General features: G+C 68.2%; 28 protein-coding genes. 1 reads left to right on the top strand and 27 read right to left on the bottom strand.

From position 1 onward, the window contains the following. Positions 1–7 precede the first annotated feature (7 nt). From rpsH to ACQP1N_RS30350, 27 genes are all read right to left on the bottom strand, one after another. A complete protein-coding gene (gene rpsH, locus ACQP1N_RS30220; RefSeq protein ID WP_067806132.1) occupies positions 8–406 on the bottom strand; it encodes a 30S ribosomal protein S8 in 399 nt (132 codons plus the stop codon). A gap of 148 nt (positions 407–554) precedes the next feature. Then, the gene (locus ACQP1N_RS30225) at positions 555–740 is read right to left on the bottom strand and encodes a type Z 30S ribosomal protein S14 (protein WP_018657585.1); all 186 of its coding nucleotides are present in this window, start codon (positions 738–740) and stop codon (positions 555–557) included. A gap of 14 nt (positions 741–754) precedes the next feature. After that, positions 755–1,330, bottom strand: a complete 576-nt coding sequence (gene rplE / locus ACQP1N_RS30230) for a 50S ribosomal protein L5 (RefSeq protein ID WP_067806129.1) — start codon at positions 1,328–1,330, stop codon at positions 755–757. 5 nt (positions 1,331–1,335) lie between these two features. Beyond that, positions 1,336–1,644: a 50S ribosomal protein L24 gene (gene rplX, locus ACQP1N_RS30235; protein WP_067806126.1), complete on the bottom strand. Its 309-nt coding sequence runs from the start codon at positions 1,642–1,644 to the stop codon at positions 1,336–1,338. Beyond that, the gene (gene rplN, locus ACQP1N_RS30240) at positions 1,644–2,012 is read right to left on the bottom strand and encodes a 50S ribosomal protein L14 (protein WP_021596728.1); all 369 of its coding nucleotides are present in this window, start codon (positions 2,010–2,012) and stop codon (positions 1,644–1,646) included. The genes rplX and rplN overlap by 1 nt, the downstream gene beginning before the upstream one ends. A 64-nt stretch (positions 2,013–2,076) precedes the next feature. Then, on the bottom strand, positions 2,077–2,349 hold the full coding sequence (gene rpsQ, locus ACQP1N_RS30245; protein ID WP_021596729.1) for a 30S ribosomal protein S17: 273 nt from the start codon (positions 2,347–2,349) through the stop codon (positions 2,077–2,079). Next, positions 2,346–2,585, bottom strand: coding sequence for a 50S ribosomal protein L29 (gene rpmC / locus ACQP1N_RS30250; protein WP_067806123.1), 240 nt, complete (start codon positions 2,583–2,585; stop codon positions 2,346–2,348). Before rpmC ends, rpsQ begins: the two co-directional genes overlap by 4 nt. Next, positions 2,585–3,004, bottom strand: a complete 420-nt coding sequence (gene rplP, locus ACQP1N_RS30255) for a 50S ribosomal protein L16 (RefSeq protein ID WP_067806120.1) — start codon at positions 3,002–3,004, stop codon at positions 2,585–2,587. Before rplP ends, rpmC begins: the two co-directional genes overlap by 1 nt. A gap of 7 nt (positions 3,005–3,011) precedes the next feature. Next, entirely contained in the window at positions 3,012–3,857 is an 846-nt protein-coding gene (gene rpsC, locus ACQP1N_RS30260) for a 30S ribosomal protein S3 (protein WP_433227772.1), read from the bottom strand. Then, positions 3,857–4,243 (bottom strand): 50S ribosomal protein L22, encoded by a 387-nt coding sequence (rplV, locus tag ACQP1N_RS30265; RefSeq protein WP_067807022.1) that lies wholly within the window; start codon positions 4,241–4,243, stop codon positions 3,857–3,859. The genes rpsC and rplV overlap by 1 nt, the downstream gene beginning before the upstream one ends. Positions 4,244–4,283: 40 nt before the next feature. Next, positions 4,284–4,565 (bottom strand): 30S ribosomal protein S19, encoded by a 282-nt coding sequence (gene rpsS / locus ACQP1N_RS30270; protein WP_067807019.1) that lies wholly within the window; start codon positions 4,563–4,565, stop codon positions 4,284–4,286. 12 nt (positions 4,566–4,577) lie between these two features. After that, a complete protein-coding gene (gene rplB, locus ACQP1N_RS30275; RefSeq protein ID WP_067807016.1) occupies positions 4,578–5,411 on the bottom strand; it encodes a 50S ribosomal protein L2 in 834 nt (277 codons plus the stop codon). Between the two features lie 46 nt (positions 5,412–5,457). Continuing rightward, complete coding sequence (gene rplW, locus ACQP1N_RS30280; protein ID WP_067807013.1) at positions 5,458–5,757, bottom strand: 50S ribosomal protein L23; 300 nt, start codon at positions 5,755–5,757, stop codon at positions 5,458–5,460. After that, positions 5,754–6,398, bottom strand: a complete 645-nt coding sequence (gene rplD / locus ACQP1N_RS30285) for a 50S ribosomal protein L4 (protein ID WP_067807010.1) — start codon at positions 6,396–6,398, stop codon at positions 5,754–5,756. The genes rplW and rplD overlap by 4 nt, the downstream gene beginning before the upstream one ends. Then, positions 6,395–7,045, bottom strand: a complete 651-nt coding sequence (gene rplC, locus ACQP1N_RS30290; RefSeq protein WP_067807006.1) for a 50S ribosomal protein L3 — start codon at positions 7,043–7,045, stop codon at positions 6,395–6,397. The genes rplD and rplC overlap by 4 nt, the downstream gene beginning before the upstream one ends. Before the next feature lie 15 nt (positions 7,046–7,060). Continuing rightward, on the bottom strand, positions 7,061–7,369 hold the full coding sequence (gene rpsJ / locus ACQP1N_RS30295; protein WP_018657599.1) for a 30S ribosomal protein S10: 309 nt from the start codon (positions 7,367–7,369) through the stop codon (positions 7,061–7,063). 98 nt (positions 7,370–7,467) lie between these two features. Then, positions 7,468–8,661 (bottom strand): elongation factor Tu, encoded by a 1,194-nt coding sequence (tuf, locus tag ACQP1N_RS30300; RefSeq protein ID WP_067807002.1) that lies wholly within the window; start codon positions 8,659–8,661, stop codon positions 7,468–7,470. A gap of 83 nt (positions 8,662–8,744) precedes the next feature. Further along, positions 8,745–10,805, bottom strand: coding sequence for an elongation factor G (fusA, locus tag ACQP1N_RS30305; RefSeq protein WP_433232866.1), 2,061 nt, complete (start codon positions 10,803–10,805; stop codon positions 8,745–8,747). A gap of 91 nt (positions 10,806–10,896) precedes the next feature. Continuing rightward, positions 10,897–11,367, bottom strand: coding sequence for a 30S ribosomal protein S7 (gene rpsG / locus ACQP1N_RS30310; RefSeq protein WP_067806994.1), 471 nt, complete (start codon positions 11,365–11,367; stop codon positions 10,897–10,899). Beyond that, the gene (rpsL, locus tag ACQP1N_RS30315) at positions 11,367–11,741 is read right to left on the bottom strand and encodes a 30S ribosomal protein S12 (RefSeq protein WP_021597495.1); all 375 of its coding nucleotides are present in this window, start codon (positions 11,739–11,741) and stop codon (positions 11,367–11,369) included. The genes rpsG and rpsL overlap by 1 nt, the downstream gene beginning before the upstream one ends. 581 nt (positions 11,742–12,322) lie before the next feature. Continuing rightward, a complete protein-coding gene (locus ACQP1N_RS30320; RefSeq protein WP_433227773.1) occupies positions 12,323–13,885 on the bottom strand; it encodes a hypothetical protein in 1,563 nt (520 codons plus the stop codon). Positions 13,886–14,808: 923 nt separating this feature from the next. Continuing rightward, positions 14,809–15,942: a LuxR C-terminal-related transcriptional regulator gene (locus ACQP1N_RS30325; protein WP_433227774.1), complete on the bottom strand. Its 1,134-nt coding sequence runs from the start codon at positions 15,940–15,942 to the stop codon at positions 14,809–14,811. Between the two features lie 455 nt (positions 15,943–16,397). Continuing rightward, positions 16,398–16,739 carry a hypothetical protein gene (locus tag ACQP1N_RS30330; RefSeq protein WP_131732789.1) on the bottom strand — a complete coding sequence of 114 codons (342 nt, stop codon included), beginning with the start codon at positions 16,737–16,739 and terminating at the stop codon, positions 16,398–16,400. Positions 16,740–17,235: 496 nt separating this feature from the next. Further along, positions 17,236–18,237, bottom strand: coding sequence for a dTDP-glucose 4,6-dehydratase (rfbB, locus tag ACQP1N_RS30335; RefSeq protein WP_433227775.1), 1,002 nt, complete (start codon positions 18,235–18,237; stop codon positions 17,236–17,238). Then, the gene (gene rfbA, locus ACQP1N_RS30340; protein WP_433227776.1) at positions 18,234–19,145 is read right to left on the bottom strand and encodes a glucose-1-phosphate thymidylyltransferase RfbA; all 912 of its coding nucleotides are present in this window, start codon (positions 19,143–19,145) and stop codon (positions 18,234–18,236) included. Before rfbA ends, rfbB begins: the two co-directional genes overlap by 4 nt. A 566-nt stretch (positions 19,146–19,711) precedes the next feature. After that, positions 19,712–19,867 carry a hypothetical protein gene (locus tag ACQP1N_RS30345; protein WP_207394121.1) on the bottom strand — a complete coding sequence of 52 codons (156 nt, stop codon included), beginning with the start codon at positions 19,865–19,867 and terminating at the stop codon, positions 19,712–19,714. A gap of 69 nt (positions 19,868–19,936) precedes the next feature. Continuing rightward, the gene (locus ACQP1N_RS30350; RefSeq protein ID WP_433227777.1) at positions 19,937–20,647 is read right to left on the bottom strand and encodes a thioesterase II family protein; all 711 of its coding nucleotides are present in this window, start codon (positions 20,645–20,647) and stop codon (positions 19,937–19,939) included. Between the two features lie 452 nt (positions 20,648–21,099). Here ACQP1N_RS30350 and ACQP1N_RS30355 point away from each other — a divergent pair, with 452 nt between their 5' ends. Beyond that, positions 21,100–22,263: a glycosyltransferase gene (locus ACQP1N_RS30355; protein ID WP_131732788.1), complete on the top strand. Its 1,164-nt coding sequence runs from the start codon at positions 21,100–21,102 to the stop codon at positions 22,261–22,263. Positions 22,264–22,297 lie beyond the last annotated feature (34 nt).

Below are 22,297 nucleotides of genomic sequence, written 5' to 3' on the forward strand. Positions count from 1 at the left end.
CCTCCCCTCACCAGACGTAGGCGAGGACTTCCCCGCCCACGCCACGCTTGCCCGCCTGCCGGTCGGTCATCAGGCCGGAGGACGTCGAGATGATCGCGACGCCCAGTCCGCCCAGGACCTTCGGCAGATTGTCCTTCTTCGCGTACACGCGCAGACCCGGCTTCGAGACGCGCTTGATGCCGGCGATCGAACGCTCGCGGGTCGGGCCGAACTTCAGCTCGATCACGAGCTCCTTGCCGACCTTGGCGTCCTGCACGGTCCAGCCCGAGATGTAGCCCTCCTGCTGGAGGATCTCGGCGATGTGCGCCTTGATCTTCGAGTACGGCATCGCCACGGAGTCGTGGTACGCCGAATTCGCGTTCCGCAGACGCGTCAGCATGTCTGCGATCGGGTCGGTCATCGTCATGGCCTGCTGGCCCTCCCTCGCCACGGTTTCCTCGGGTCGATGCGTCCCGTGGACCTTTGGCGCGGTCGTGGACGCCCTCTCAGGCGCCCGGTTGGTCATTCATTACAGGCCGGTGTCCGCCCCCCGGGGCCGCCCCCGGGGGATGCGGTCACCAGCTGGACTTCGTGATGCCGGGCAGCTCGCCGCGGTGGGCCATCTCCCGGAAGCACACGCGGCACAGGCCGAACTTCCGGTAGACGGAACGCGGACGCCCGCAGCGCGAGCATCGAGTGTACGCGCGCACACCGAACTTCGGCTTGCGCGCCGCCTTGGCGATCAGCGACTTCTTCGCCATGCTCTTTTCCTCGCTCAGCTTTCCTTGAAGGGGAAGCCCAGGAGCTTGAGCAGCGCCCGGCCCTCGTCGTCGGTCTTCGCGGTCGTCACGACCGTGATGTCCATGCCCCGCGTCCGGTCGATCTTGTCCGGGTCGACCTCGTGGAACATGACCTGCTCGGTCAGCCCGAAGGTGTAGTTCCCGTTGCCGTCGAACTGCTTCGGCGACAGGCCGCGGAAGTCACGGATGCGGGGCAGCGCCGTCGACAGCAGCCGGTCCAGGAACTCCCACATGCGGTCGCCGCGCAGCGTGGCGTGCGCGCCGATCGGCATCCCCTCGCGCAGCTTGAACTGCGCGATGGACTTGCGGGCCCGGTTCACCGCCGGCTTCTGGCCGGTGATCACCGAAAGGTCGCGGATCGCACCCTCGATCAGCTTGGCGTCCTTCGCCGCGTCGCCGACGCCCATGTTGACCACGATCTTGGTCAGCGTGGGGATCTGCATGACGTTGGGGTAGCCGAACTGCTCGCGCATCTGCCCCGCGATCTCCTCGCGGTAGCGGACCTTGAGCCGCGGCTTCGGGACGGGGCGCTCGGTAACGGTCTCGGTCATCGGTCTCAGATCTCCTTACCGCTACGGCGCGAGATCCGAACCTTCGTGCCGTCCTCGTTGGTGCGGTAACCGACCCGTACCGGCTTGCCGTCCTCGACGATCGCGACGTTGCTGACGTGCAGCGGCGCCTCGACCGTGACGCGACCGCTCTCCTTGCCGGCACGCTGCTGGTCGGCCTTGATGTTCTTGGTGATGAGGTTGACGCCCTCGACGACCACCCGCTCTTCACGCGGGATGACGCGCAGGACCTTGCCCGTCGCGCCCTTGTCCTTGCCGGCGAGGACGATCACCTCGTCGCCCTTGCGGATCTTCATCAGAGCACCTCCGGCGCGAGCGAGATGATGCGCATGAACTTCTTCTCGCGCAGTTCGCGGCCCACCGGGCCGAAGATACGGGTGCCGCGGGGGTCGCCGCCGTCCTTGATCAGCACGGCGGCGTTCTCGTCGAAGCGGATGTAGGAGCCGTCCGGGCGCCGGCGCTCCTTGCGGGTGCGCACGACGACCGCCTTGACGACGTCACCCTTCTTCACGCCCGCGCCGGGAAGGGCGTCCTTCACCGTCGCGACGATGATGTCGCCGACTCCCGCGTAGCGCCGACCCGAGCCGCCGAGAACCCGGATGCAAAGGATCTCCTTCGCACCCGTGTTGTCGGCGACCTTGAGTCGCGACTCCTGCTGGATCACGTCAACTCCTGTTCGTCACACCGGTTCTGCCGCGTCACCCGCGGCAGCCTGGTGGAACCAGTAATTACTTGGCCTTCTCAAGGATCTCCACCACACGCCAGCGCTTGGTGGCCGACAGCGGGCGGGTCTCCATGAGGCGGACGCGGTCGCCGACGCCACACTCGTTGGCCTCGTCGTGCGCCTTGTAGTTCTTCGTGCGGCGGATCACCTTGTGGTACTTGGCGTGCTTCACGCGGTCCTCGACGGACACGACCACGGTCTTGTCCATCTTGTCGCTGACCACGAGCCCCTCAAGGATCTTGCGGCTGCTCCGCTGCTCGGTCTGCTGCTCGGTCATTCGTTGCCCTCCGCGGCGTCCTCGACCGTGGTGATGCCGAGCTTGCGCTCCTGCATCACGGTGTAGATGCGAGCGATCTCGCGCTTCACGGTGCGCAGCCGCCCGTGGCTCTCAAGCTGGCCGGTGGCGGCCTGGAAGCGGAGGTTGAACAGCTCCTCCTTGGCCTCCTTGAGCTTGGTGACCAGGACGTCCTCGGGTTCGGTCCGCAGGTCGTCGGCGGTAAGACCCTTGGCCATCAGGACTCACCCACCTCTCGCTTGACGATCTTGCACTTCATGGGCAGCTTGTGGATCGCGCGGGTGAGCGCCTCCCGAGCGATCTGCTCGTTCGGGTAGGAGATCTCGAACAGCACGCGGCCCGGCTTCACGTTGGCCACCCACCACTCGACCGAACCTTTACCGGAACCCATGCGGGTCTCGGCGGGCTTCTTGGTCAGCGGACGGTCCGGGAAGATGTTGATCCAGACCTTGCCGCCACGCTTGATGTGGCGGGTCATCGCAATACGCGCGGCCTCGATCTGCCGGTTCGTCACATACGCGGCCTCGACGGCCTGGATGCCGTACTCGCCGAACGTCACCTTCGTGCCGCCCTTGGCCATGCCGCGGCGCTTCGGGTGGTGCTGCTTGCGGTGCTTGACCTTACGAGGGATCAGCATCGGTTACTCAGCTCCCCTCACCCTGCGGAGCAGCCTCGGCGGACTGCGCCGGCTGCTCGGAACCCTGCTGCTGCTGCTTCTGCTCGGCGCCGCCGCGTCCGCCGCGCTCGCCGCCGCGTCCGCCCCGGCCGCCGCGGCCGCCGCCACGGCGCTCACCGCGCCGCTCCCGGCCGCCGCCGCCACCGGCGGCGCGCTGCTGCGCGGCCTGCTGCTCGCGCTCGGCGCGGGTCTGCGCGGCCTCGCCCTTGTAGATCCACACCTTGACGCCGATGCGGCCGAACGTCGTCCGGGCCTCGTAGAACCCGTAGTCGATGTCGGCGCGCAGCGTGTGCAGCGGGACCTGGCCCTCGCGGTAGAACTCCGACCGCGACATCTCGGCGCCGCCGAGCCGGCCGCCGCACTGCACCTTGATGCCCTTGGCGCCCGACTTCATCGCCGACTGGATCGCCTTGCGCATGGCCCGGCGGAACGCGACCCGGCTGGACAGCTGCTCGGCCACGCCCTGCGCGACGAGCTGCGCGTCGATCTCGGGGTTCTTCACCTCGAGGATGTTCAGCCGGACCTGCTTGCCGGTCAGCTTCTCCAGGTCGCCGCGCAGCCGCTCGGCCTCCGCGCCGCGGCGGCCGATGACGATGCCCGGCCGGGCGGTGTGGATGTTGACCTCGACGCGGTCACGGGTCCGCTCGATCTCCACCTTGGAGATGCCCGCCCGGTCCATGCCCTTCTGCAGCATGCGCCGGATCTGGACGTCTTCCTTGACGTAGTCCTTGTAGAGCTTGTCGGCGAACCACACGGACTTGTGGTCGGTGGTGACTCCGAGCCGGAACCCGTGCGGGTTGATCTTCTGACCCACTACCGGGCCCTCCTCGTCTTCTTACCGCCGCCGGACGCCCCGCTGGACGCCTCATCCCGCGACTCCACGACCACCGTGATGTGGCTCGTGCGCTTGTTGATGCGGTAGGCCCGGCCCTGGGCGCGGGGGCGGAAACGCTTCAGCGTCGGCCCCTCGTCCACCCACGCACGGCTCACGACGAGCGTGTCCGAGTCGAGCTTGAAGTTGTGCTCGGCGTTGGCGATGGCACTCGCCAGCACCTTGCCCACCGGCTCACTCGCAGCCTGGGGGGCGAACCGCAGCACCGCCTGAGCCTCCGCGGCAGGCAGGCCGCGGATGAGGTCCACCACGCGGCGGGCCTTCCTGGGCGTGACGCGGATGTACCGCGCCTGGGCCCTGGCTTCCATCGCTGTTCCCTCTCTCCTACGTGCGAACTGCTCTGCCTGCTCAGCCGCGACGGCTGCGGCGGTCTTCCTTGACGTGGCTGCGGAACGTGCGCGTCGGCGCGAACTCACCGAGCTTGTGTCCCACCATCGCGTCGGTGATGAACACCGGGACGTGCTTGCGGCCGTCGTGCACGGCGATCGTGTGACCGATCATGTCCGGCACGATCATGGAGCGCCGCGACCACGTCTTGATGACGTTCTTGGTGCCCTTCTCGTTCTGCACGTCCACCTTCTTCATGAGGTGGTCGTCCACGAACGGGCCCTTCTTAAGGCTACGTGGCATGACGAGCGACTCCTACCGCTTCTTCTTGCTGCGACGACGGACGATCAGCCGGTCGCTCGACTTGTTCGCCTGGCGAGTGCGGCCTTCCTTCTTACCTGCCGGGTTCACCGGGTGCCGACCGCCGGAGGTCTTGCCCTCACCACCACCGTGCGGGTGGTCGATCGGGTTCATGGCCACACCGCGGACGGTCGGGCGCTTGCCCTTCCACCGCATCCGGCCGGCCTTGCCCCAGTTGATGTTCGACTGCTCGGCGTTGCCGACCTCGCCGACCGTGGCGCGGCACCGCACGTCCACCATCCGCATCTCGCCGGAGGGCATGCGCAACGTGGCGTACTTGCCCTCCTTGGCCAGCAGCTGGACACCGGCGCCCGCGCTGCGGGCGATCTTGGCGCCGCCGCCGGGACGCAGCTCGATGGCGTGGATGACCGTACCGGTCGGGATGTTGCGCAGCGGCAGGCAGTTGCCCGGCTTGATGTCCGCGCCCGGCCCGTTCTCCACCCGGTCGCCCTGCTTCAGGCCGCGCGGGGCGAGGATGTAGCGCTTCTCGCCGTCCACGTAGTGCAGCAGCGCGATCCGCGCGGTGCGGTTCGGGTCGTACTCGATGTGCGCGACCTTGGCCGGCACACCGTCCTTGTCGTGCCGGCGGAAGTCGATCACGCGGTAGGCGCGCTTGTGCCCGCCGCCCTGGTGCCGGGTCGTGATGCGGCCGTGGTTGTTACGGCCGCCCTTCTTGGGAAGCGGACGCAGCAGCGACTTCTCCGGCTCGCTGCGCGTGATCTCGACGAAGTCGGCCACGCTGGAGCCGCGACGCCCCGGAGTCGTCGGCTTGTAGTTACGGATGCCCATCTTTTTCGTTCATCCCTTGTCTGTCTTCGGGACGACCCTGGCCTGCTTAGGCCGGGCCGCCGAAGATGTCGATCCGCTCGCCCTCGGCGAGGCTGACGATGGCGCGCTTGGTGTCCTTGCGCTTGCCGTAGCCGAACCGGGTGCGCTTGCGCTTGCCCTGCCGGTTGAGCGTGTTCACGTTCGTCACCTTGACGCCGAACACGGCCTCGACGGCCTGCTTGATCTGCGTCTTGTTGGCGTCCGGGCGGACGATGAACGTGTACTTGTTCTCGTCCAGCAGCCCGTAGCTCTTCTCCGAGACGACCGGCGCGATGATGATGTCGCGGGGGTCAGCGATCTTGTTCACTTCGCCGCCTCCTTCTTGGTCTTGGCCGCACGCGCAACGAACTTGTCGTAGGCGCTCCGGGTGAAGACGACATCGTGGTTCACCAGCACGTCGTAGGTGTTGAGCTGCCCCTGGTCGATCAGGTGCACCTCGGGCACGTTGCGCAGGCTCGTCCAGGCGGTGGCGTCCGGGCCGGGCTCGTTCCCCTGGCCGACGACGTCGAGGACGACCAGCACCCGGTCGGCCTCGGTGACACCGCGGAGGTTCGCGAGCGCCGTCTTCGTCTTCGGGGCGTCGCCCTCGAAGAGGGTGTCGACCACGTGCACCCGGCCGAAGCGGGCCCGGTCGGACAGCGCGCCGCGCAGCGCGGCCGCCTTCATCTTCTTGGGCGTCCGCTGCGTGTAGTCCCGCGGCTGCGGGCCGTGGACGATGCCACCGCCGGCGAACTGGGGCGCGCGGGTCGAGCCCTGGCGGGCGCGGCCGGTGCCCTTCTGCCGGTACGGCTTCTTACCGCCGCCGGAGACCTCGCCGCGGGTCTTGGTGGAGTGCGTGCCCTGGCGCGCGGCGGCCTCCTGGGCCACCACGACCTGGTGGATCAGCGGCACGCTCGTCTTCGCGTCGAAGATCTCGGCGGGCAGGTCGATGTCGAGCTTGGAAGTCACTTGCCCGTCCCCTTCACTGCGTCGCGGACCAGCACCACGCCGCCGTTGGGACCGGGAACCGCGCCCTTGATGAGCAGCAGGTTCTTCTCCGCGTCGATGGCGTGGACGGTCAGGTTCTGCACGGTGGTACGGGCGTTGCCGTGCCGTCCCGCCATGCGGAGGCCCTTGAAGACGCGACCGGGGGTCGCGCAGCCGCCGATCGACCCCGGCGAGCGGTGCTTGCGCTGGGTGCCGTGCGAGGCGCCGAGGCCCTTGAAGCCGTGGCGCTTCATGACACCGGCGGTGCCCTTGCCCTTGCTCGTTCCGGTCACGTCGATCTTCTGGCCGGCCTCGAAGACGCTGGCGGTGATCTCCTGGCCGAGTTCGTACCCGGTGGTGTCGTCGGCCCGCAGTTCGACGAGATAGCGGCGCGGTGTGACACCGGCCTTCTCGAAGTGACCCGTGCGCGGCTTGTTCACCTTGCGCGGGTCGATCTGCCCGAACCCGATCTGGACGGCGCTGTAGCCGTCCTTCTCCTGGGTCTTGAGCTGGGTGACGACACACGGCCCGGCCTGGACGACGGTCACCGGGACGATCCGGCCCTCATCGTCGAAGACCTGGGTCATGCCGAGCTTCTCGCCCAGGACGCCCTTCCTCTGCGTACTCATCTCTCGGTGCGTCCCTTAGAGCTTGATCTCGATGTCAACGCCGGCCGGAAGGTCGAGCCGCATCAGCGAGTCGACCGTCTTGGGCGTCGGGTCGATGATGTCGATCAACCGCTTGTGCGTGCGCATCTCGAAGTGCTCGCGGCTGTCCTTGTACTTGTGCGGCGAGCGGATGACGCAGTACACGTTCTTCTCGGTCGGCAGCGGCACCGGGCCCGCGACCTTGGCGCCCGTCCGCGTCACCGTCTCAACGATCTTCTTCGCGGAGGTGTCGATGACCTCGTGGTCGTAGGCCTTGAGCCGGATGCGGATCTTCTGTCCCGCCATGGTGGCCTCGGTGTCCTTTGCTGTAGTGCCGCTGTTTACTTCGGTTCATAGCGCGGCGGCCCGGCCGTGGCGGCTGGGCCGCCGCGCTACGAGGGGTGTTACTTGATGACCTTGGTGACGCGACCGGCGCCGACCGTCCGGCCACCCTCACGGATGGCGAACTTCAGGCCCTCCTCCATGGCGACGGGCTGGATCAGCTCGACGCGCATCTCGGTGTTGTCGCCCGGCATGACCATCTCGGTGCCCTCGGGGAGGTTCACCACGCCGGTGACGTCCGTGGTCCGGAAGTAGAACTGCGGACGGTAGTTGTTGAAGAACGGCGTGTGCCGGCCGCCCTCGTCCTTGGACAGGATGTAGACCTGCGCCTCGAACTCGGTGTGCGGGGTGTTCGTGCCCGGCTTGATGACGCACTGGCCGCGCTCGACGTCCTCGCGCTTGATGCCGCGCAGGAGCAGGCCGACGTTGTCGCCCGCCTGGCCCTGGTCGAGGAGCTTGCGGAACATCTCGACACCGGTGACGGTGGTCGAGGTGGACTCCGGCTTGATGCCGATGATGTCGACGGTCTCGTTGACGTTCACGACACCGCGCTCGATGCGGCCGGTCACGACGGTGCCGCGGCCGGTGATCGAGAAGACGTCCTCGATCGGCATCAGGAACGGCTTGTCGGTGTCACGCACCGGCTCGGGCACGTTCTCGTCGACGGCGTCCATGAGCTCGATGATCGACTGGGCCCACTTCTCGTCGCCCTGCAGCGCCTGGAAGGCGGACACGCGCACGACGGGGAGGTCGTCGCCCGGGAACTCGTACTCGGAGAGCAGCTCGCGGACCTCGAGCTCGACGAGCTCCAGGATCTCCTCGTCGTCCACCATGTCGCACTTGTTCAGCGCGACGACGATGTACGGGACGCCGACCTGGCGGGCCAGGAGCACGTGCTCCTTGGTCTGCGGCATCGGGCCGTCGGTGGCGGCGACCACCAGGATGGCGCCGTCCATCTGCGCCGCACCGGTGATCATGTTCTTGATGTAGTCGGCGTGCCCCGGGCAGTCGACGTGCGCGTAGTGCCGGGCCTCGGTCTGGTACTCGACGTGCGCGATCGAGATGGTGATACCGCGCTCGCGCTCCTCCGGCGCCTTGTCGATGTCCTCGAACGGCGTGAAGGGGTTGAGGTCCGGGTACTTGTCGTGGAGCACCTTGGTGATCGCCGCGGTAAGCGTGGTCTTACCGTGGTCGATGTGTCCAATGGTGCCGATGTTCACGTGCGGCTTCGTCCGCTCGAACTTGGCCTTCGCCACTGGTTGCTCCTTGTTGCGATCCTCGGCCGTCTAGACGACCGCTTCGATGTACGTCCTTGGTGATCTGTGGGCAGGCCCGGTGCTTACTCGCCCCGCGCCTTGGCGATGATCTCCTGCGCGACGTTCGTGGGAACCTCGGCGTAGGAGTCGAACTGCATCGTGAAAACAGCCCGGCCCTGGGTCTTGCTGCGCAGATCACCCACGTAGCCGAACATCTCGGACAGGGGCACGAGCGCCTTGATGACGCGCATGCCGTGCCGCTCGTCCATGGACTGGACCTGACCGCGGCGGCTGTTGAGGTCGCCGATCACGTCGCCCATGTTCTCCTCGGGCGTGCTGACCTCGACCGCCATCATCGGCTCCAGCAGCGTGGGGGACGCCTTGCGGGCGGCCTCCTTGAACGCCATGGAACCGGCGACCTTGAACGCCATCTCCGAGGAGTCGACCTCGTGGTAGGCGCCGTCCTGCAGGGTGACCTTGACCCCCACCATCGGGTAGCCGGCGAGGACACCGAACTCGGCGGCCTCCTGGCAGCCCGCGTCGACCGACGGGATGTACTCCCGCGGGATGCGGCCACCGGTGACCTTGTTCTCGAACTCGTAGCCGTCGGACCCGCCGCCCAGCGGCTCCAGGTCGATGATCACGCGGCCGAACTGGCCGGAGCCACCCGTCTGCTTCTTGTGGGTGTACTCGACCTTCTCGACCTTGCGGGTGATCGTCTCGCGGTAGGCGACCTGCGGCTTGCCGACGTTGGCGTCGACCTTGAACTCGCGCTTCATCCGGTCGACCAGGATCTCCAGGTGCAGCTCGCCCATCCCGGAGATGACCGTCTGACCGGTGTCCTCCTCGGTGCGGACCTGGAACGACGGGTCCTCCTCGGCCAGCCGCTGGATCGCGGTACCCAGCTTCTGCTGGTCGGCCTTGGTCTTGGGCTCGATCGCGACGTGGATGACCGGCGCCGGGAAGTTCATCGACTCCAGGACGATCGGGTCCTTGTCGTCGCACAGCGTCTCACCGGTGGTGGTCTGCTTGAGACCCATCACCGCGACGATGTCGCCGGCGCCCGCGCGCTCGATCTCGGTGCGCTTGTTGGCGTGCATCCGGTAGATCTTGCCGATGCGCTCCTTGCGCTCCTTGACGGAGTTCATCACGCTGGCACCGGACTCCATGACGCCGGAGTAGACGCGCACGAAGGTGAGCTTGCCCAGGTGCGGGTCGCTCATGATCTTGAACGCCAGCGCGGAGAAGGGCTCCTCCTCGCTGGGCTTGCGCGACAGCGTCTTCTCCTCGTCCCGGACAGCGTGGCCCTCGATGGCCTCGACGTCCAGCGGGCACGGCAGGTAGCGGACGATCGCGTCCAGCAGCGGCTGCACGCCCTTGTTCTTGAACGCGGTGCCGCACAGCACCGGGGTGAGCTTGGCGGCGATCGTCGCGCGGCGGATGCCGGCGTGGAGCTGCTCGACGGTGGGCTCGTTGCCCTCCAGGTACAGCTCCATGATCTCGTCGTCGTTCTCGGCGAGGGTCTCGACGAGCTTGTCGTGCCACTCGCGCGCCTGCTCGGCGTGCGTCTCGGGGATGTCGAGCACGTCGTACATCTCGCCGAGCTTGGCCTCCTCGTTCCAGACGAAGGCCTTCATGGTGACCAGGTCGATGACGCCCTTGAAGTCGGCCTCGGCGCCGATCGGCAGCTGGACCGCGAGCGGCGTCGCGCTCAGCCGGTTCTCGATCATGTCGACGCAGCGGTGGAACTCCGCGCCGACCCGGTCCATCTTGTTGACGAAACACATGCGGGGCACGTCGTACCGGTCGGCCTGACGCCACACGGTCTCCGACTGGGGCTCCACACCGGCGACACCGTCGAACACCGCGACCGCACCGTCGAGCACGCGCAGGTTGCGCTCCACCTCGACGGTGAAGTCGACGTGCCCGGGGGTATCGATGATGTTGATCGTGTGATCGGCGTCGTCCACGGCCCAGTGGCAGGTGGTGGCGGCCGAGGTGATGGTGATACCCCGCTCCTGCTCCTGCTCCATCCAGTCCATGGTGGCGGCGCCGTCATGGACCTCGCCGATCTTGTAGCTCATCCCGGTGTAGTACAGGATGCGCTCGGTCGTCGTGGTCTTGCCCGCGTCGATATGGGCCATGATCCCGATGTTGCGGACCTTGGCCAGGTCTACACCGGTTTTGGTAGCCACTGTCGTCCTCGCGTGTCTCGTCGTTGCAGATCCGCCGGGGTTACCAGCGGTAGTGGGCGAAGGCCTTGTTCGACTCCGCCATCTTGTGCGTGTCCTCGCGCTTCTTGACCGACGCGCCAAGGCCGTTGCTGGCGTCGAGCAGCTCGTTCATCAGCCGCTCGGTCATCGTCTTCTCGCGGCGCTGCCGGGCGTAGAGCACCAGCCAGCGCAGGGCGAGCGTGGTGCTGCGCGCGGGCCGCACCTCGACCGGGACCTGGTAGGTCGCGCCACCGACGCGGCGGCTGCGGACCTCCAGGGTGGGCTTCACGTTGTCGAGCGCGCGCTTCAGCGTGACGACCGGGTCGTTGCCGGTCTTCTCACGGGCGCCCTCAAGGGCGTCGTACACGATGCTCTGCGCGATCGAGCGCTTGCCGTCCAGGAGAACCTTGTTGATGAGCGCGGTGACCAGCGGCGAGTTGTACACCGGGTCAGCGATCAGCTGGCGCTTGCCAGCAGGGCCCTTGCGCGGCATCAGCTCTTCTCCTTCTTCGCGCCGTAGTGGCTGCGCCCTTGCTTGCGGTTCCGGACGCCCTGGGTGTCGAGCGAACCGCGGATGATCTTGTACCGAACGCCGGGGAGGTCCTTCACACGGCCGCCGCGCACAAGCACGATCGAGTGCTCCTGCAGGTTGTGGCCGACACCGGGGATGTAGGCCGTGACCTCGATCCCGCTGGTCAGCCGGACACGGGCGACCTTGCGAAGCGCGGAGTTCGGCTTCTTGGGCGTCGTCGTGTAGACACGCGTGCAGACTCCCCGGCGCTGGGGGCTGCCCTTGAGCGCGGGCGTCTTGTTCTTAGTCACCTTGTCCTGGCGGCCCTTTCGGACCAGCTGCTGGATCGTGGGCACCGCGTCTCCGTCTTCCTCGTACCGAGCCGGTAAGTCTTGTTGCTGGAATCACCACCTCTGGCGAGGCTGTGACCTGCCGGTTTCCCGACCTCTCCGACCCACGCGGTCGGGCGTGTCGCCCCCCCACGGAAGTAGACCGCGAGAAACCGACACAGACCGCCCGGCCCCTGAAAAGGGCCGAATCAAGCCGGGGAGTGAGCCTCCCCCATCCGGCACGTCCCGACGACTCGAAACCGTCAAGCCCACCGAGGATGAAAGAGCCTCATCAGATGCGGCGCTGGGGCTGGCCTGCCGGCCTCGCCGACGCGCACGCATAGTGGCCCGCAGAGCAGGCGCAAGTGAAGAGATTACCGACCCGTGCCTCAAAGTGCAAAACAGAGAGCGCACTACCGTGTGCGCCTCTGTGGCGCAAGCCCGCGGGCCGGCGGGAGGGCTCTGCCCTGCCTGGAACGGCACAATGCCGACGGAAGTTCCCGTCCCGTCCGAGGAGGTTCGAGGGGGAACCCGTCGGCATTGTGTCCCACATTCCCCCTGTTGGGGAAGATGTGGACCGGCTTTTACTCCGGCTGGGACGTACCCGGTTACCGGAGGAAGGCGACGTAGACCACGGCGAGGATCACCAAGAGGGCGACGACCCCGGCGACGATCAAGAGCATGTTCTTGTTGCCCTTGCTCTCCTCGGCGCCGTAACCGGACTGCTGCCCGTACTGACCCTGCTGCCCCTGTTGCCCCTGCTGGCCCTGCTGCTGCCCGTACTGGCCGTAGGGCTGCTGGCCGTACTGCTGCTGCTCGCCGGGCTGGCCGAACTGCTGGCCCTGCTGCCCGTGCTGGCCCTGCTGGCCCGGCTGGTCGTACTGCCCCTGCTGGCCCTGCTGGCCCTGCTGGTCGTACTGCCCCTGCTGGCCATAGCCCTGCTGCTGGTACTGCTGGCCGTACTGTTCGGGCTGCCCGAAGCCGCGCTGCTGCTCGCCACCTGGCTGCTGGCCGTACCCCTGCTGCTGGTCACCGGGCTGGCCGTACCCCTGCTGCTGGCCGAACTGCTGACCGGCCGGCTGCTGCGGCTGCTGGCCCCACTGCTGCTGGCCGATGTCCATTCGGGTGGGGTCGGCGGTGCCGGGCGCCTCGGCGGCGTGCCGTCCCTGGGACGGGTTGAACGCCTCGGTCGGACGCGCGTCCTCGACATTGCTCTCGCCGGGTGGACGGTACAGATCGTCCACCGAGGGCAGGGGACCGGACGACTGCGAACCCGCGCCGAAGCCCGGGTCGGGCGGCGGCACCATCATCGTCCGCTCGTGGTCGACCTTGCCCTGGCCCTGCTGGGGCGCCTCCGACGACCACGGCTCGGGGGTGGACGGCGGCGTCGGCGCCTGCCACGGCTCGGCCGGTGGTTCCTGCCTGCGCTCGGGACCGGTGGCGACCGGAACGTCCGTACCGGGCGACCAGTGCAGCGTGGCCTGGTCGTCCACCACGGGCCGCTGCGGCGGCTCGGGCGCGGCGGCGCCGGGGCCGGGGACGATCACCGTGCGGTCGCCCGAGACGTCCCGCGGCTCGGGCTGCGGCGGCGCCTGCTCGGCGGGCACGCCGGGCTCGGGCGGCGGGAACCCGCCGGGCAGGCCGCCGAACGGCGGCTGCCCGTACTGCGGCGGCTCCGGCGGCGCGCCGTGCATCGGCTGCTGCGGGTATCCGGACTGCTGCTGCGGAGGCTGCCCGTACTGGGGCGGCTGGCCGTAGCCGGGCTGCGGCTGGCCGTACTGCGGCGGCTCACCCGGTGGGACGTACTGCTGCGGGTCCTGCGGGGGCGTGCCGTAGGGCAGCTGCCCGGCGGGCGGCTGCCCGTACTGGGGCTGCTGCTCCTGCGGGCCGCCGTAGGGCGGCTGGGGCGGGGCCGGAGGCTGCTCGCCGAACTGCTGCGGCATCGGCTGCTCGACCATCGTGGGGGGCGGCGGAGGCGGCATGGGCCGCTCCTCCCCGCGCGGCTCCGGCGGTGTGGGGCCGGTCTGGCCGCCCAATTGGGGCGCCCCGAACACCACGGTGCGGTCGCCCAGCGGTCGGGCCGGGGGCTCCTGGCCCTCGGGCGGCCTGGGCTGCCCCTCGTCCTCCGGCAACGGCCGCTGCGGTCCCTGCGTGCCGTCGTTCTCGGTCATCGTCGGGCTCCTTCAGCGCCGTCGTCCCGGGGCTCCTCAGCCCCGGGAGCCCGGAGGCGTATGACGCCGCCTCCGAACCTTCGCTCCTATCACCACGTGGCGGTCTCACCATACGTGGGCGTTCTCGTCCACAGCCTGCCCCGATCGCCCGGAGGATCGCAAATCACCACCTCTGAGACGCCGGACGTCCCCGGTCCGTTCCGCCACGGGCCGTCCGAGCAGCCATGCGAGCGCCACCTGCGCTACCCTGCGCCGCCGGCGCGCCGCGCTCCCCCACGACCTCCCCGACGGCGTCGAAGCCGGCTTCGGTGTACAGGCCGTCCCCGAACGGGTCATTGGGGGACCTGGCCGTCTTACGTTCGCCGCCCCTCTCCCGGTTCCCGGTGGCAGCCCGCGCCAGCGGCGTCGTACGCGACGACCCCGAAGCGTTGCTGCCCGCGCTGCGAGGGGCCGTCTCACGGACGGCCCCTATATAGAAGGTGTGGTCACCCGCGCTGAGGATCGCCCAGCGCGTCGGCTGACGCCTGCGAACGGTTCGTGGAGGCGTTCGCCTACGCGAACAGCCGGGTCTTCGCCGGCCGGCGGGCCAGAAAGACCTCTACAGCGAAGACGTAGAGAGCATGGGTCTGTCCGAGCCGGTCATCTCCAAGATGGAGGTGCGCAGGATGCAGCGTCGTATGCGGCGGTCGCCTCGGGCCCGTGTGGAGCAAGGACGGCCAGCCGGCGCCTCGTCCGTTCGGCTGGAAGGACGACCGGCCGAGCCTCGAACCGCGAGGCCGCACCACCGGCACAGGCGGGCGCCGCACTCGTCGTCGGCGGCCGGGTGACCCGGCGCGGCGGACACCGTGTCACGATCCTGCTGCCAGCGGCATGCCCGGCGGCAACCGACCAGGCGACAAGGGGCGGCGCCCGCAAGCCCTCTATCACCGCACTTTCCAAGTCGCCGCCAACTCGACACGCGAGGCGACGTTCACCTTCTGAAACACCTTCTTCAGATGGAATGCCACAGTGTGCCGGGAGATGAACAGCTGCCTGCCGACCTCGTCGTTGCTGTACCCCTGACTCACGAGATCGGCGACGGCGAACTCCGTTTTGGTGAGTCCATGCGGCAAAATGTCCGCGCATTCCACGGTGCGGACCGCTCCACGGCGCACCCCGAATTCTCGGAGCTTGCTCACCACGCGAGAAGCATCTCGCCTGGCACCGACCGCGTTGTACGCCCCCCGGGCTGATTCAAGGACGCGAATTGCCTTGTCCTTTTCGGAGTACCGCTTGGCCAGCAGGCCGGCCATGTCCTCCAGCGCAGATGCCCTGCACCATCGATCAGGGTAGAGATCGGCCGCTTCACGCAATCTGCCGGAGTCTCCCTCCAGCAGGCCGGCGGCGTGCAGGGCCGACCCCCGTATCACTCTGAACCGCGGATGCTCATCAGACGCCGCGAACGCCGCTGCCACCGACATTTCCGCCAGGTCAGGCGCGTCCAACTTGCCGGAGATGCGAACCAGCCAGGACGCCGCCGCCGGCTCTGAGACGAGAAGCTGACGGAGCACGAAGGGGCTCGTGACGATCCCGGACACGAGATCCGCGGCACTTGCCACTCCGCTACGGGACTCTACGGCCTGAGCCGTCACCCATGCCCCCGCGGCCTGCCCGAAATAGCCCAGCAGGGCTTCGACCGCCAGTCTGTCCACAAAGTCGAAACAGACTCTCATATCTGCTCGACGGAGCGCTCCAAGCGCCATCACGGTATAACAAGGGGCCAGCAGGGGCCGGACGCCGGACCGTTCAGCGATCCGCAGTCCCACCTCTATCTCGGCAATGGCGTCATCGATGCCGCCCATGGCGAACAGCAGCTTGCCTCGCACGGCATGTGACGCGGCGGCCACGCGCGGCGACTCGGGTGCGTCCCTTCGTGTCTTGATGGCATCAAGTGCCCGCCAGCCCGCATCGAGTTCCCCGACCTGGACGAGCAGGGCGACGTACCAGAATTGAGCCAGCCGACAAAGATCGTGGGATTCCTGACATTCGACGGCAGTAGCCTTGACGGCATTCCGCATTGCCGCCTCAAGTCGTCCTTCCGTCCAAGCCAGAACGGAGCACCGAAGCAGTTCCGTGGTCGCACACGACCCTTGCGCCAGATCGTCACCGAATCCAGCGAGAGAACATAGAGAAGATTGCATGCCCGATCCACCTAACGACGATTCACCTCGTAGGTCATACGAGATGGAATCGATCTCAGCAGAGAATACTCACGGGGTTACTGAGTCTGGCGTGGAAGTGGGAGGCGACGGCATCGAGGTCTTACCGAGTGCGCCTCACAGGAACGTTCCTAGAGGAATGACCCCATCGTGGGGTGCACTCAGGAACCATTTTCTTCCTGTGACAGGCGAGTACGCGGTCACCCTTCACCTCTTGCCATAGCCATAGCAGGGAATACTCAGACATCATTTGTGAGTACGGCGACTCTGCCAACCACTCACTACTGGCATGACTTTCCGTCAACCACTCACCACTAGCATAACTTGCCTTGATCTAGAGGTGTCAAGGGGCTGGGCTCCGTTTTCCGGTTCACGATCACCGCGCGACGCACTGAGCTGATTCCGACTTCATCCACCCGGGGACCAAGGGGAAGGGCGGCTTGGACGATGGCGGTCATGCGGTTTGGTGAGCTGCGGACTTTCGCAGGATGTGTCAACTCTTGGGCGCGGCGATGCTCTGCTCGCCGATCGCGGCTGGTGAGCGCGTCGATGATGCCGTGCGTGCCGGCCGCGGCCAGGCCGCGCGTCGAGCCCGAAAACGCGGGTGAAGCCCAGATCAGCCCACCATGCGGGCCGACCGGAAACTGAATGTTCACACCGTTCCGGTGATACTTTCCCCAGCGTCAGCAAAATAAGCGGGTTTGGTGGCTTGACATGGCAACCAGACCTCTGGGGCGACTACTTTCACCCATTAGCGTTCGGTCTTGGGGTGTCACCGATCGAGCCGTAACTCACGGGAGTTGGCGTTTGCCGGAGCTGTGCAGCCGCTCTTTCGCACCCTCCGCAGCCGGACAGGCGAAGGTCTCGTCGCAGCGCGGGTTCCCCCGCAACAGAAGCGTTTGGCCGCCGGGCCGCAGCGCGCGCCATCGTGACCGATCCGGTCGCGGTGACCGCCGATCAGCTCGGCCAGGAAGGTGCGGGCAGCGGGCGGCAGATCCAGCGCGGTCTTCGAATGAATCGAATGCCGATAATCCCTATCGGCGCCATTCCATTATCGGGATGCACGGCCCGTCACATGCGAAGGGTTCCCTCTGCCCTCACGCACCCGCAGGCGACCTCCCCGGCGGGGAGTTCAACGGCGGGCGGTCGGCATCAGACGGCTTCTCCGACACTCATCCCGGTCACGCGCCGCTTGAGCGGCTCCCACCAGCGGCGATTACGCCTGTACCACTCCACGGTCTCGGCAAGCCCGGCGGCGAAGTCGCGCCTTGGCCGGTACCCCAGCTCGTCCCGGGCCTTGTCGTCGCAGATCGAATAGCGCCGGTCGTGCCCCTTGCGGTCGGGGACATGGCTCACTCGGCTCCAGTCACCGCCGCACGCGGCCAGCAGCGACCCGGTGAGCCGGAGATTGGTCATCTCCGTACCGCCGCCGAGGTTGTAGACCTCGCCCGGCCTCCCCTTGGTGCGCACCAGGTCCACGCCGAGGCAGTGGTCGTCGACGTGCAGCCAGTCGCGCCGGTTCAGTCCGTCGCCGTACAGCGGGACGTCGCGCCGGTCGAGCAGGTTGGTGATGAACAACGGGATGATCTTCTCCGGGAACTGTCGGGGGCCGTAGTTGTTGGTGCACCGGGTCACCCGTACGTCCAGGCCGTGGGTGCGGTGGTACGCCAGGGCGATCATGTCCGAGGCCGCCTTGGACGCCGCGTACGGCGAGGTGGGGGCCAGCGGGTCGGTTTCGGCCCTCGACCCGGTCCGCACCGATCCGTACACCTCATCGGTCGAGATGTGCACGAAGCGCGTCACGCCGTGCCGGAGGGAAGCGTCCAGGAGCACCTGGGTGCCCAGCACGTTGGTGCGGACGAAGTCCCCGGCGGCGACGATCGAGCGGTCCACATGCGACTCGGCCGCGAAGTGCACCACCTGATCGGCCTCGGCCATCAGCCTGCCGACCAGGGTGGTGTCGCAGACGTCCCCCTGAACGAACCTCAGGCGCGGCTCGGTGAGGTCGAGATTGTCGATCTTCCCGGCGTAGGTGAGCTTGTCCAGCACGGTGATCCGGGTGATCTCGGGCCCCCCGGCCGGGCCGGGGCCGAGCAGCATGCGCACGTACGCCGAGCCGATGAAACCGGCGGCGCCGGTGACCAGGATTCTCACGGCCAGCCTCCGGGCTGCCGTGCGGAGGCGGGGAGCCGGCCACTGATGCGGGCGCAATCCATCAGATACCGCCCGTACGAGGAGTTCGCCATCTCCTCTCCCAGCCGGTAGCAGGCGTCGGCGTCGATGAACCCCATGTGCATGGCGACCTCCTCGACGCACCCGATCCGGATGCCCTGGCGGCGCTGCACGTCCCGCACGAACAGGCCCGCCTCCAGCAGCGACTCGGCGGTGCCGGTGTCCAGCCAGGTCACACCCCGGCCCAGCCACATCAGGTCGGCCCGCCCCGCCTTCAGGTAGGCGCGCAGCACATCGGTGATCTCCAGCTCGCCCCGGGCGGAGGGGGCGAGCCCCTTGGCGATGTCGACGACCTCGCCGTCGAAGAAGTACAGGCCGGGGATCGCCAGGCTGGAACGGGGGCACTCCGGTTTCTCCTCGATCGCCACCAGCCGGCCCGCCTCGTCCACCTCGGCGACGCCGAACCGCTGCGGGTCGGCGACCTGGTGGCCGAACAGCACGCAGCCGTTGAGCCGCCGGGCGCTGCGCCGCAGCAGGGACGGCAGGTTCGCGCCGTGGAAGAGGTTGTCGCCGAGGATCAGCGCGCTGTCCTCGCCCGCGATGTGGTCGGTGCCGATCCGGAACGCGTCGGCGATCCCGCGCGGCTCGTCCTGCGCGGCGTAGCCGATGGAGATGCCGAGCCGGCCACCGTCACCGAGGAGCCGGCGAAACAGCGGCAGCTCGGTGGGCCGGGCGATGACCAGGATGTCGGAGATCCCGGCCAGCATCAGGAGGGACAGCGGGTAGTAGATCATCGGCTTGTCGTAGACCGGGGCCAGCTGTTTTGACCCGACCAGCGACAGGGGACGGAGCCGCGTTCCGTTCCCGCCCGCGAGAATGATCCCCTTCATGGTCGGCCGTTCATCGAAGTATGCTCCTCCAGCAACGCCTCGACCTCCGCATCGGGCCGCAGTGATCCGAGCCCTCTATCAAGATCATGATCGGGGTTCGCAGGCTTCCGGCCTGGTGGCGCGGCCTGCGTTCTCGTTCCGGCGGGATCCCGGACGCCGCGCTCGGTCGTCACCGGCTCGGCCGGCCCGCCGCTTGATGCGAATTTCGTTCAGGTAACACTGGTGATGATCTCCAACTCCCGGCGGTGCCGCCTGCGAAGTCCGCGGGCTCGCTGCACATCTCCCCCTATGTGTCCCAAGCGTGATCAGACTCGCCCACACCGCCCACCGGGGCCATAACCAACTTAAGTAGTCTCACTCGGCCGCCGGGCACGGCCCTACCAGAGCGAGGGATGTCGCGGCACCACCGCGCACTCCGGAGATGTCTCTCGTTCCGAGATTCTTCCCTCTGCCGGCGCCGGATCATGGGTGAGCACCCCAGGGCTCACCTCCTTCTCCAATTCCGTTTGTGACGCCATTCTCAGAACTGATGGCTGATCGGTCGCATCCCGGCGGCTTTAACCGGGTCAGGCGCACGGAACGGTCGCGGTCGTGGCCGCCGGCAGCCAGTCGTCGCCCGAGCCGGGCACCATGCGTTCCACCAGGGCCCGGTTCTCGGGGTAGCCGATGTGGAGGTCGCTGATGGCGAGCAGCCGTCCGCCGCCGCGGCCCGTCCCGGGCATTCCGCGCTCCCTTCAGCGCACGCCGCGAGTCCGCGCCCGCTCAGGGCTCGAAGCCCGGCTCGCACCGCCTCAGATCGCGGCCCCGTGAGGCTCGCCCGCGCCCTGATGGTCCAGCCTCTCCGCCACGATTCCGATCACGCGTTCGCTATGGTCCACGAGGAAGAAGTGGCCTCCCTGGAACACCTGGAGCTCCGTCGGTCCGGTGGTGTGTTCCTTCCAGGCCGCTGCTTCGTCGACCGAGACCTGGGGGTCGCCGTCGCCGGTGAGCACCGTCACCGGGCAGCCCAGCCGGCGGCCGGGTTCGTACCGGTAGGTCTCGACGGCGCGGTAGTCGGCGCGGACCGCCGGGATGATCATTTCCAGTATCTCCGGGTCGGCCAGCATGGCCGCGTCGGTGCCGCTCAGCCTCCGGAGCTCGGCCACGATCCGCGCGTCCGGCTGCTGGTGGAGCCCGCTGGGACGGTGGCGGGACGGGGCACGCCGGCCGGAGGCGAAGAGCCGCACAGGCGGGGGGAGGCCGGCGTCCTGCATGCGCAGCGCGACCTCGTAGGCGAGAACGGCTCCCATGCTGTGCCCCAGCAACGCCATGGGGCGATCGTCGAGATGGCTTATCGCCGCGAAGATCTGGTCGGCCAGGTCGGAGAGGTCGGCGATGTTCGGCTCGTGGCGCCGGTCCTGCCGCCCCGGGTACTGAACCGCCAGCACCTCCACGGCGGGCGCGAGCGCCCTGGACACCGGGAAGAAGAAACTCGCCGACCCGCCGGCGTGGGGCAGGCACACGAGGCGGACTCCGCCGTCCGGCGCCGGGTGAAATCGGCGGACCCATTTTTCGAACTGCTCCGCTGATCGAGGCACAGTCAGAAATTCCCTTCAGAAATCACCCTGGGCACGCTGCCGCCCCATCGCGGATCGGCCGGCGGTCGACGGCGGCACCGTGCCGATCCGGCGACTTGCACGGTCCCCCGTCAGCCTAGGACCGGCGGAACCGGTCGGGCATCCTTCGATCTGATAGGTCATCTCGGCCCCTGACATCTGCGGCCACGACGGCGTCGGCAACCCGCCGGGCCATTCCCGGCGGCCGGGTGGGACTACCTACGTTGGTGATGGCCCCGGCGGGCGGTGTGGGCGAGTCTGATCACACTTACGACCTCATTCGAGCCGCCTCGGGGCCGCACTTTTTCGAACTCGAATGAGGTCCCGCCATCCCGCCGAACCACCGCTAGGAGAACTCCTTGAAGGCTCTCGTTCTCGCCGGAGTCGCCCCGTCCACGATTTTCAGCCACGTCCCGCTCGCCACGGCCCTGCGCAACGCGGGGCACCAGGTCATGGTGACCGCCTCGAACGAGGAGATGATCCAGACCATCGTGGACGTCGGGCTTCCCGCCGTGCGGGTCACGGACCCGGACGTGTCCCTGCAGCAGATCCTCGCGGCCGGCGGCAAGCCGGTGCACGTGCCGACGGATCCGGTCGAGCGCGAGCGCATGTCGGGCGGATGGTACGCGCGGCTGGAGGCCGCGACCCTCGACGCCCTGCTGGCGTTCGCCGAGGACTGGCGCCCCGACGTCGTCATCGGCGGCATGGCCTCCTACGCCGCCCCGCTGCTGGCCACCCGCCTCGGCATCCCCTACGTGCGTCACGCGTGGGACATCCACGATCCTCACCTGATGGACCTCGGGGCGACGGACGACCTGCGCGAGCAGCTGACGGAGCTGGGCCTGGACCGCATCCCCGACCCCGACATGCTGATCGACATCACGCCGCCGAGCCTGCGGCCGCAGGGCGCCGCCCCCGCCCAGATGATGCGGTGGATCCCGGGCAACTCGCAGTGCCGCCTGGAGCCGTGGATGTACACGCGGGGCGCGGGCACGCGGATCGGCGTGACCATCGGGACCGGCGTGGCGAACTACAACCAGTACGACTTCCTGCAGGGCCTCGTCGAGAACATCACGGCCCTGGACGCGGAAGTGGTGGTGCCGGTGACGGAGGACGCCGCCCCCGCCCTGCGCGAACGGCTGAAGGACGTCCGGGCGGGCTGGATTCCCCTGGACGTCCTCGCGCCCACCTGCGATGTCCTCGTCCACCAGACCGGCGGCAGCACCATGATGACGGCGCTGAGCTTCGGGGTGCCCCAGATCCTGATCCCCGACCCCGCGATGCACCGGGTGAACGAGATGGCCCGCCGCCTCGTCGAGTCCGGCGCGGCGCTCGCGCTCTCCCCGCAGGAGGCCACGAGCGAGGCCGTCGCGAAGACCTGCCAGAAGATCATTTCCGATCCGGGGTACGCCGAGGCGGCGGCCGGGCTGGCGGGGGAGATCGCCGCCCAGCCGCTGCCGTCGGAGGTGGCCCGCCGCGTCGAGCGGCTGGTCTGCGGAGCGTCCGCGGGACGCCGTGACTGAGCCGTCCGTCCGCCGGGAGCCGGGAGGGGACTTC

Source organism: Actinomadura formosensis (assembly GCF_050948385.1).
Classification (GTDB): domain Bacteria; phylum Actinomycetota; class Actinomycetes; order Streptosporangiales; family Streptosporangiaceae; genus Spirillospora; species Spirillospora formosensis.

What these genes read in the sequence shown, in the direction of transcription:
- rpsQ (WP_021596729.1), bottom strand. Translation starts at nt 2,349, where the DNA reads ATGACCGAGCAGCAGACCGAGCAGCGGAGCAGCCGCAAGATCCTTGAG.
- rfbA (WP_433227776.1), bottom strand. Translation starts at nt 19,145, where the DNA reads ATGAAGGGGATCATTCTCGCGGGCGGGAACGGAACGCGGCTCCGTCCC.
- ACQP1N_RS30320 (WP_433227773.1), bottom strand. Translation starts at nt 13,885, where the DNA reads ATGACCGAGAACGACGGCACGCAGGGACCGCAGCGGCCGTTGCCGGAG.
- rpsJ (WP_018657599.1), bottom strand. Translation starts at nt 7,369, where the DNA reads ATGGCGGGACAGAAGATCCGCATCCGGCTCAAGGCCTACGACCACGAG.
- rplV (WP_067807022.1), bottom strand. Translation starts at nt 4,243, where the DNA reads ATGGAAGCCAGGGCCCAGGCGCGGTACATCCGCGTCACGCCCAGGAAG.
- rpmC (WP_067806123.1), bottom strand. Translation starts at nt 2,585, where the DNA reads ATGGCCAAGGGTCTTACCGCCGACGACCTGCGGACCGAACCCGAGGAC.
- rplB (WP_067807016.1), bottom strand. Translation starts at nt 5,411, where the DNA reads ATGGGCATCCGTAACTACAAGCCGACGACTCCGGGGCGTCGCGGCTCC.
- fusA (WP_433232866.1), bottom strand. Translation starts at nt 10,805, where the DNA reads ATGGCCCATATCGACGCGGGCAAGACCACGACGACCGAGCGCATCCTG.
- rpsH (WP_067806132.1), bottom strand. Translation starts at nt 406, where the DNA reads ATGACGATGACCGACCCGATCGCAGACATGCTGACGCGTCTGCGGAAC.
- ACQP1N_RS30345 (WP_207394121.1), bottom strand. Translation starts at nt 19,867, where the DNA reads ATGCCCGGGACGGGCCGCGGCGGCGGACGGCTGCTCGCCATCAGCGAC.
- rplC (WP_067807006.1), bottom strand. Translation starts at nt 7,045, where the DNA reads ATGAGTACGCAGAGGAAGGGCGTCCTGGGCGAGAAGCTCGGCATGACC.
- ACQP1N_RS30225 (WP_018657585.1), bottom strand. Translation starts at nt 740, where the DNA reads ATGGCGAAGAAGTCGCTGATCGCCAAGGCGGCGCGCAAGCCGAAGTTC.
- rpsG (WP_067806994.1), bottom strand. Translation starts at nt 11,367, where the DNA reads ATGCCGCGCAAGGGCCCTGCTGGCAAGCGCCAGCTGATCGCTGACCCG.
- rpsS (WP_067807019.1), bottom strand. Translation starts at nt 4,565, where the DNA reads ATGCCACGTAGCCTTAAGAAGGGCCCGTTCGTGGACGACCACCTCATG.
- ACQP1N_RS30325 (WP_433227774.1), bottom strand. Translation starts at nt 15,942, where the DNA reads ATGCGGAATGCCGTCAAGGCTACTGCCGTCGAATGTCAGGAATCCCAC.
- rplE (WP_067806129.1), bottom strand. Translation starts at nt 1,330, where the DNA reads ATGACCGAGACCGTTACCGAGCGCCCCGTCCCGAAGCCGCGGCTCAAG.
- rplP (WP_067806120.1), bottom strand. Translation starts at nt 3,004, where the DNA reads ATGCTGATCCCTCGTAAGGTCAAGCACCGCAAGCAGCACCACCCGAAG.
- rplX (WP_067806126.1), bottom strand. Translation starts at nt 1,644, where the DNA reads ATGAAGATCCGCAAGGGCGACGAGGTGATCGTCCTCGCCGGCAAGGAC.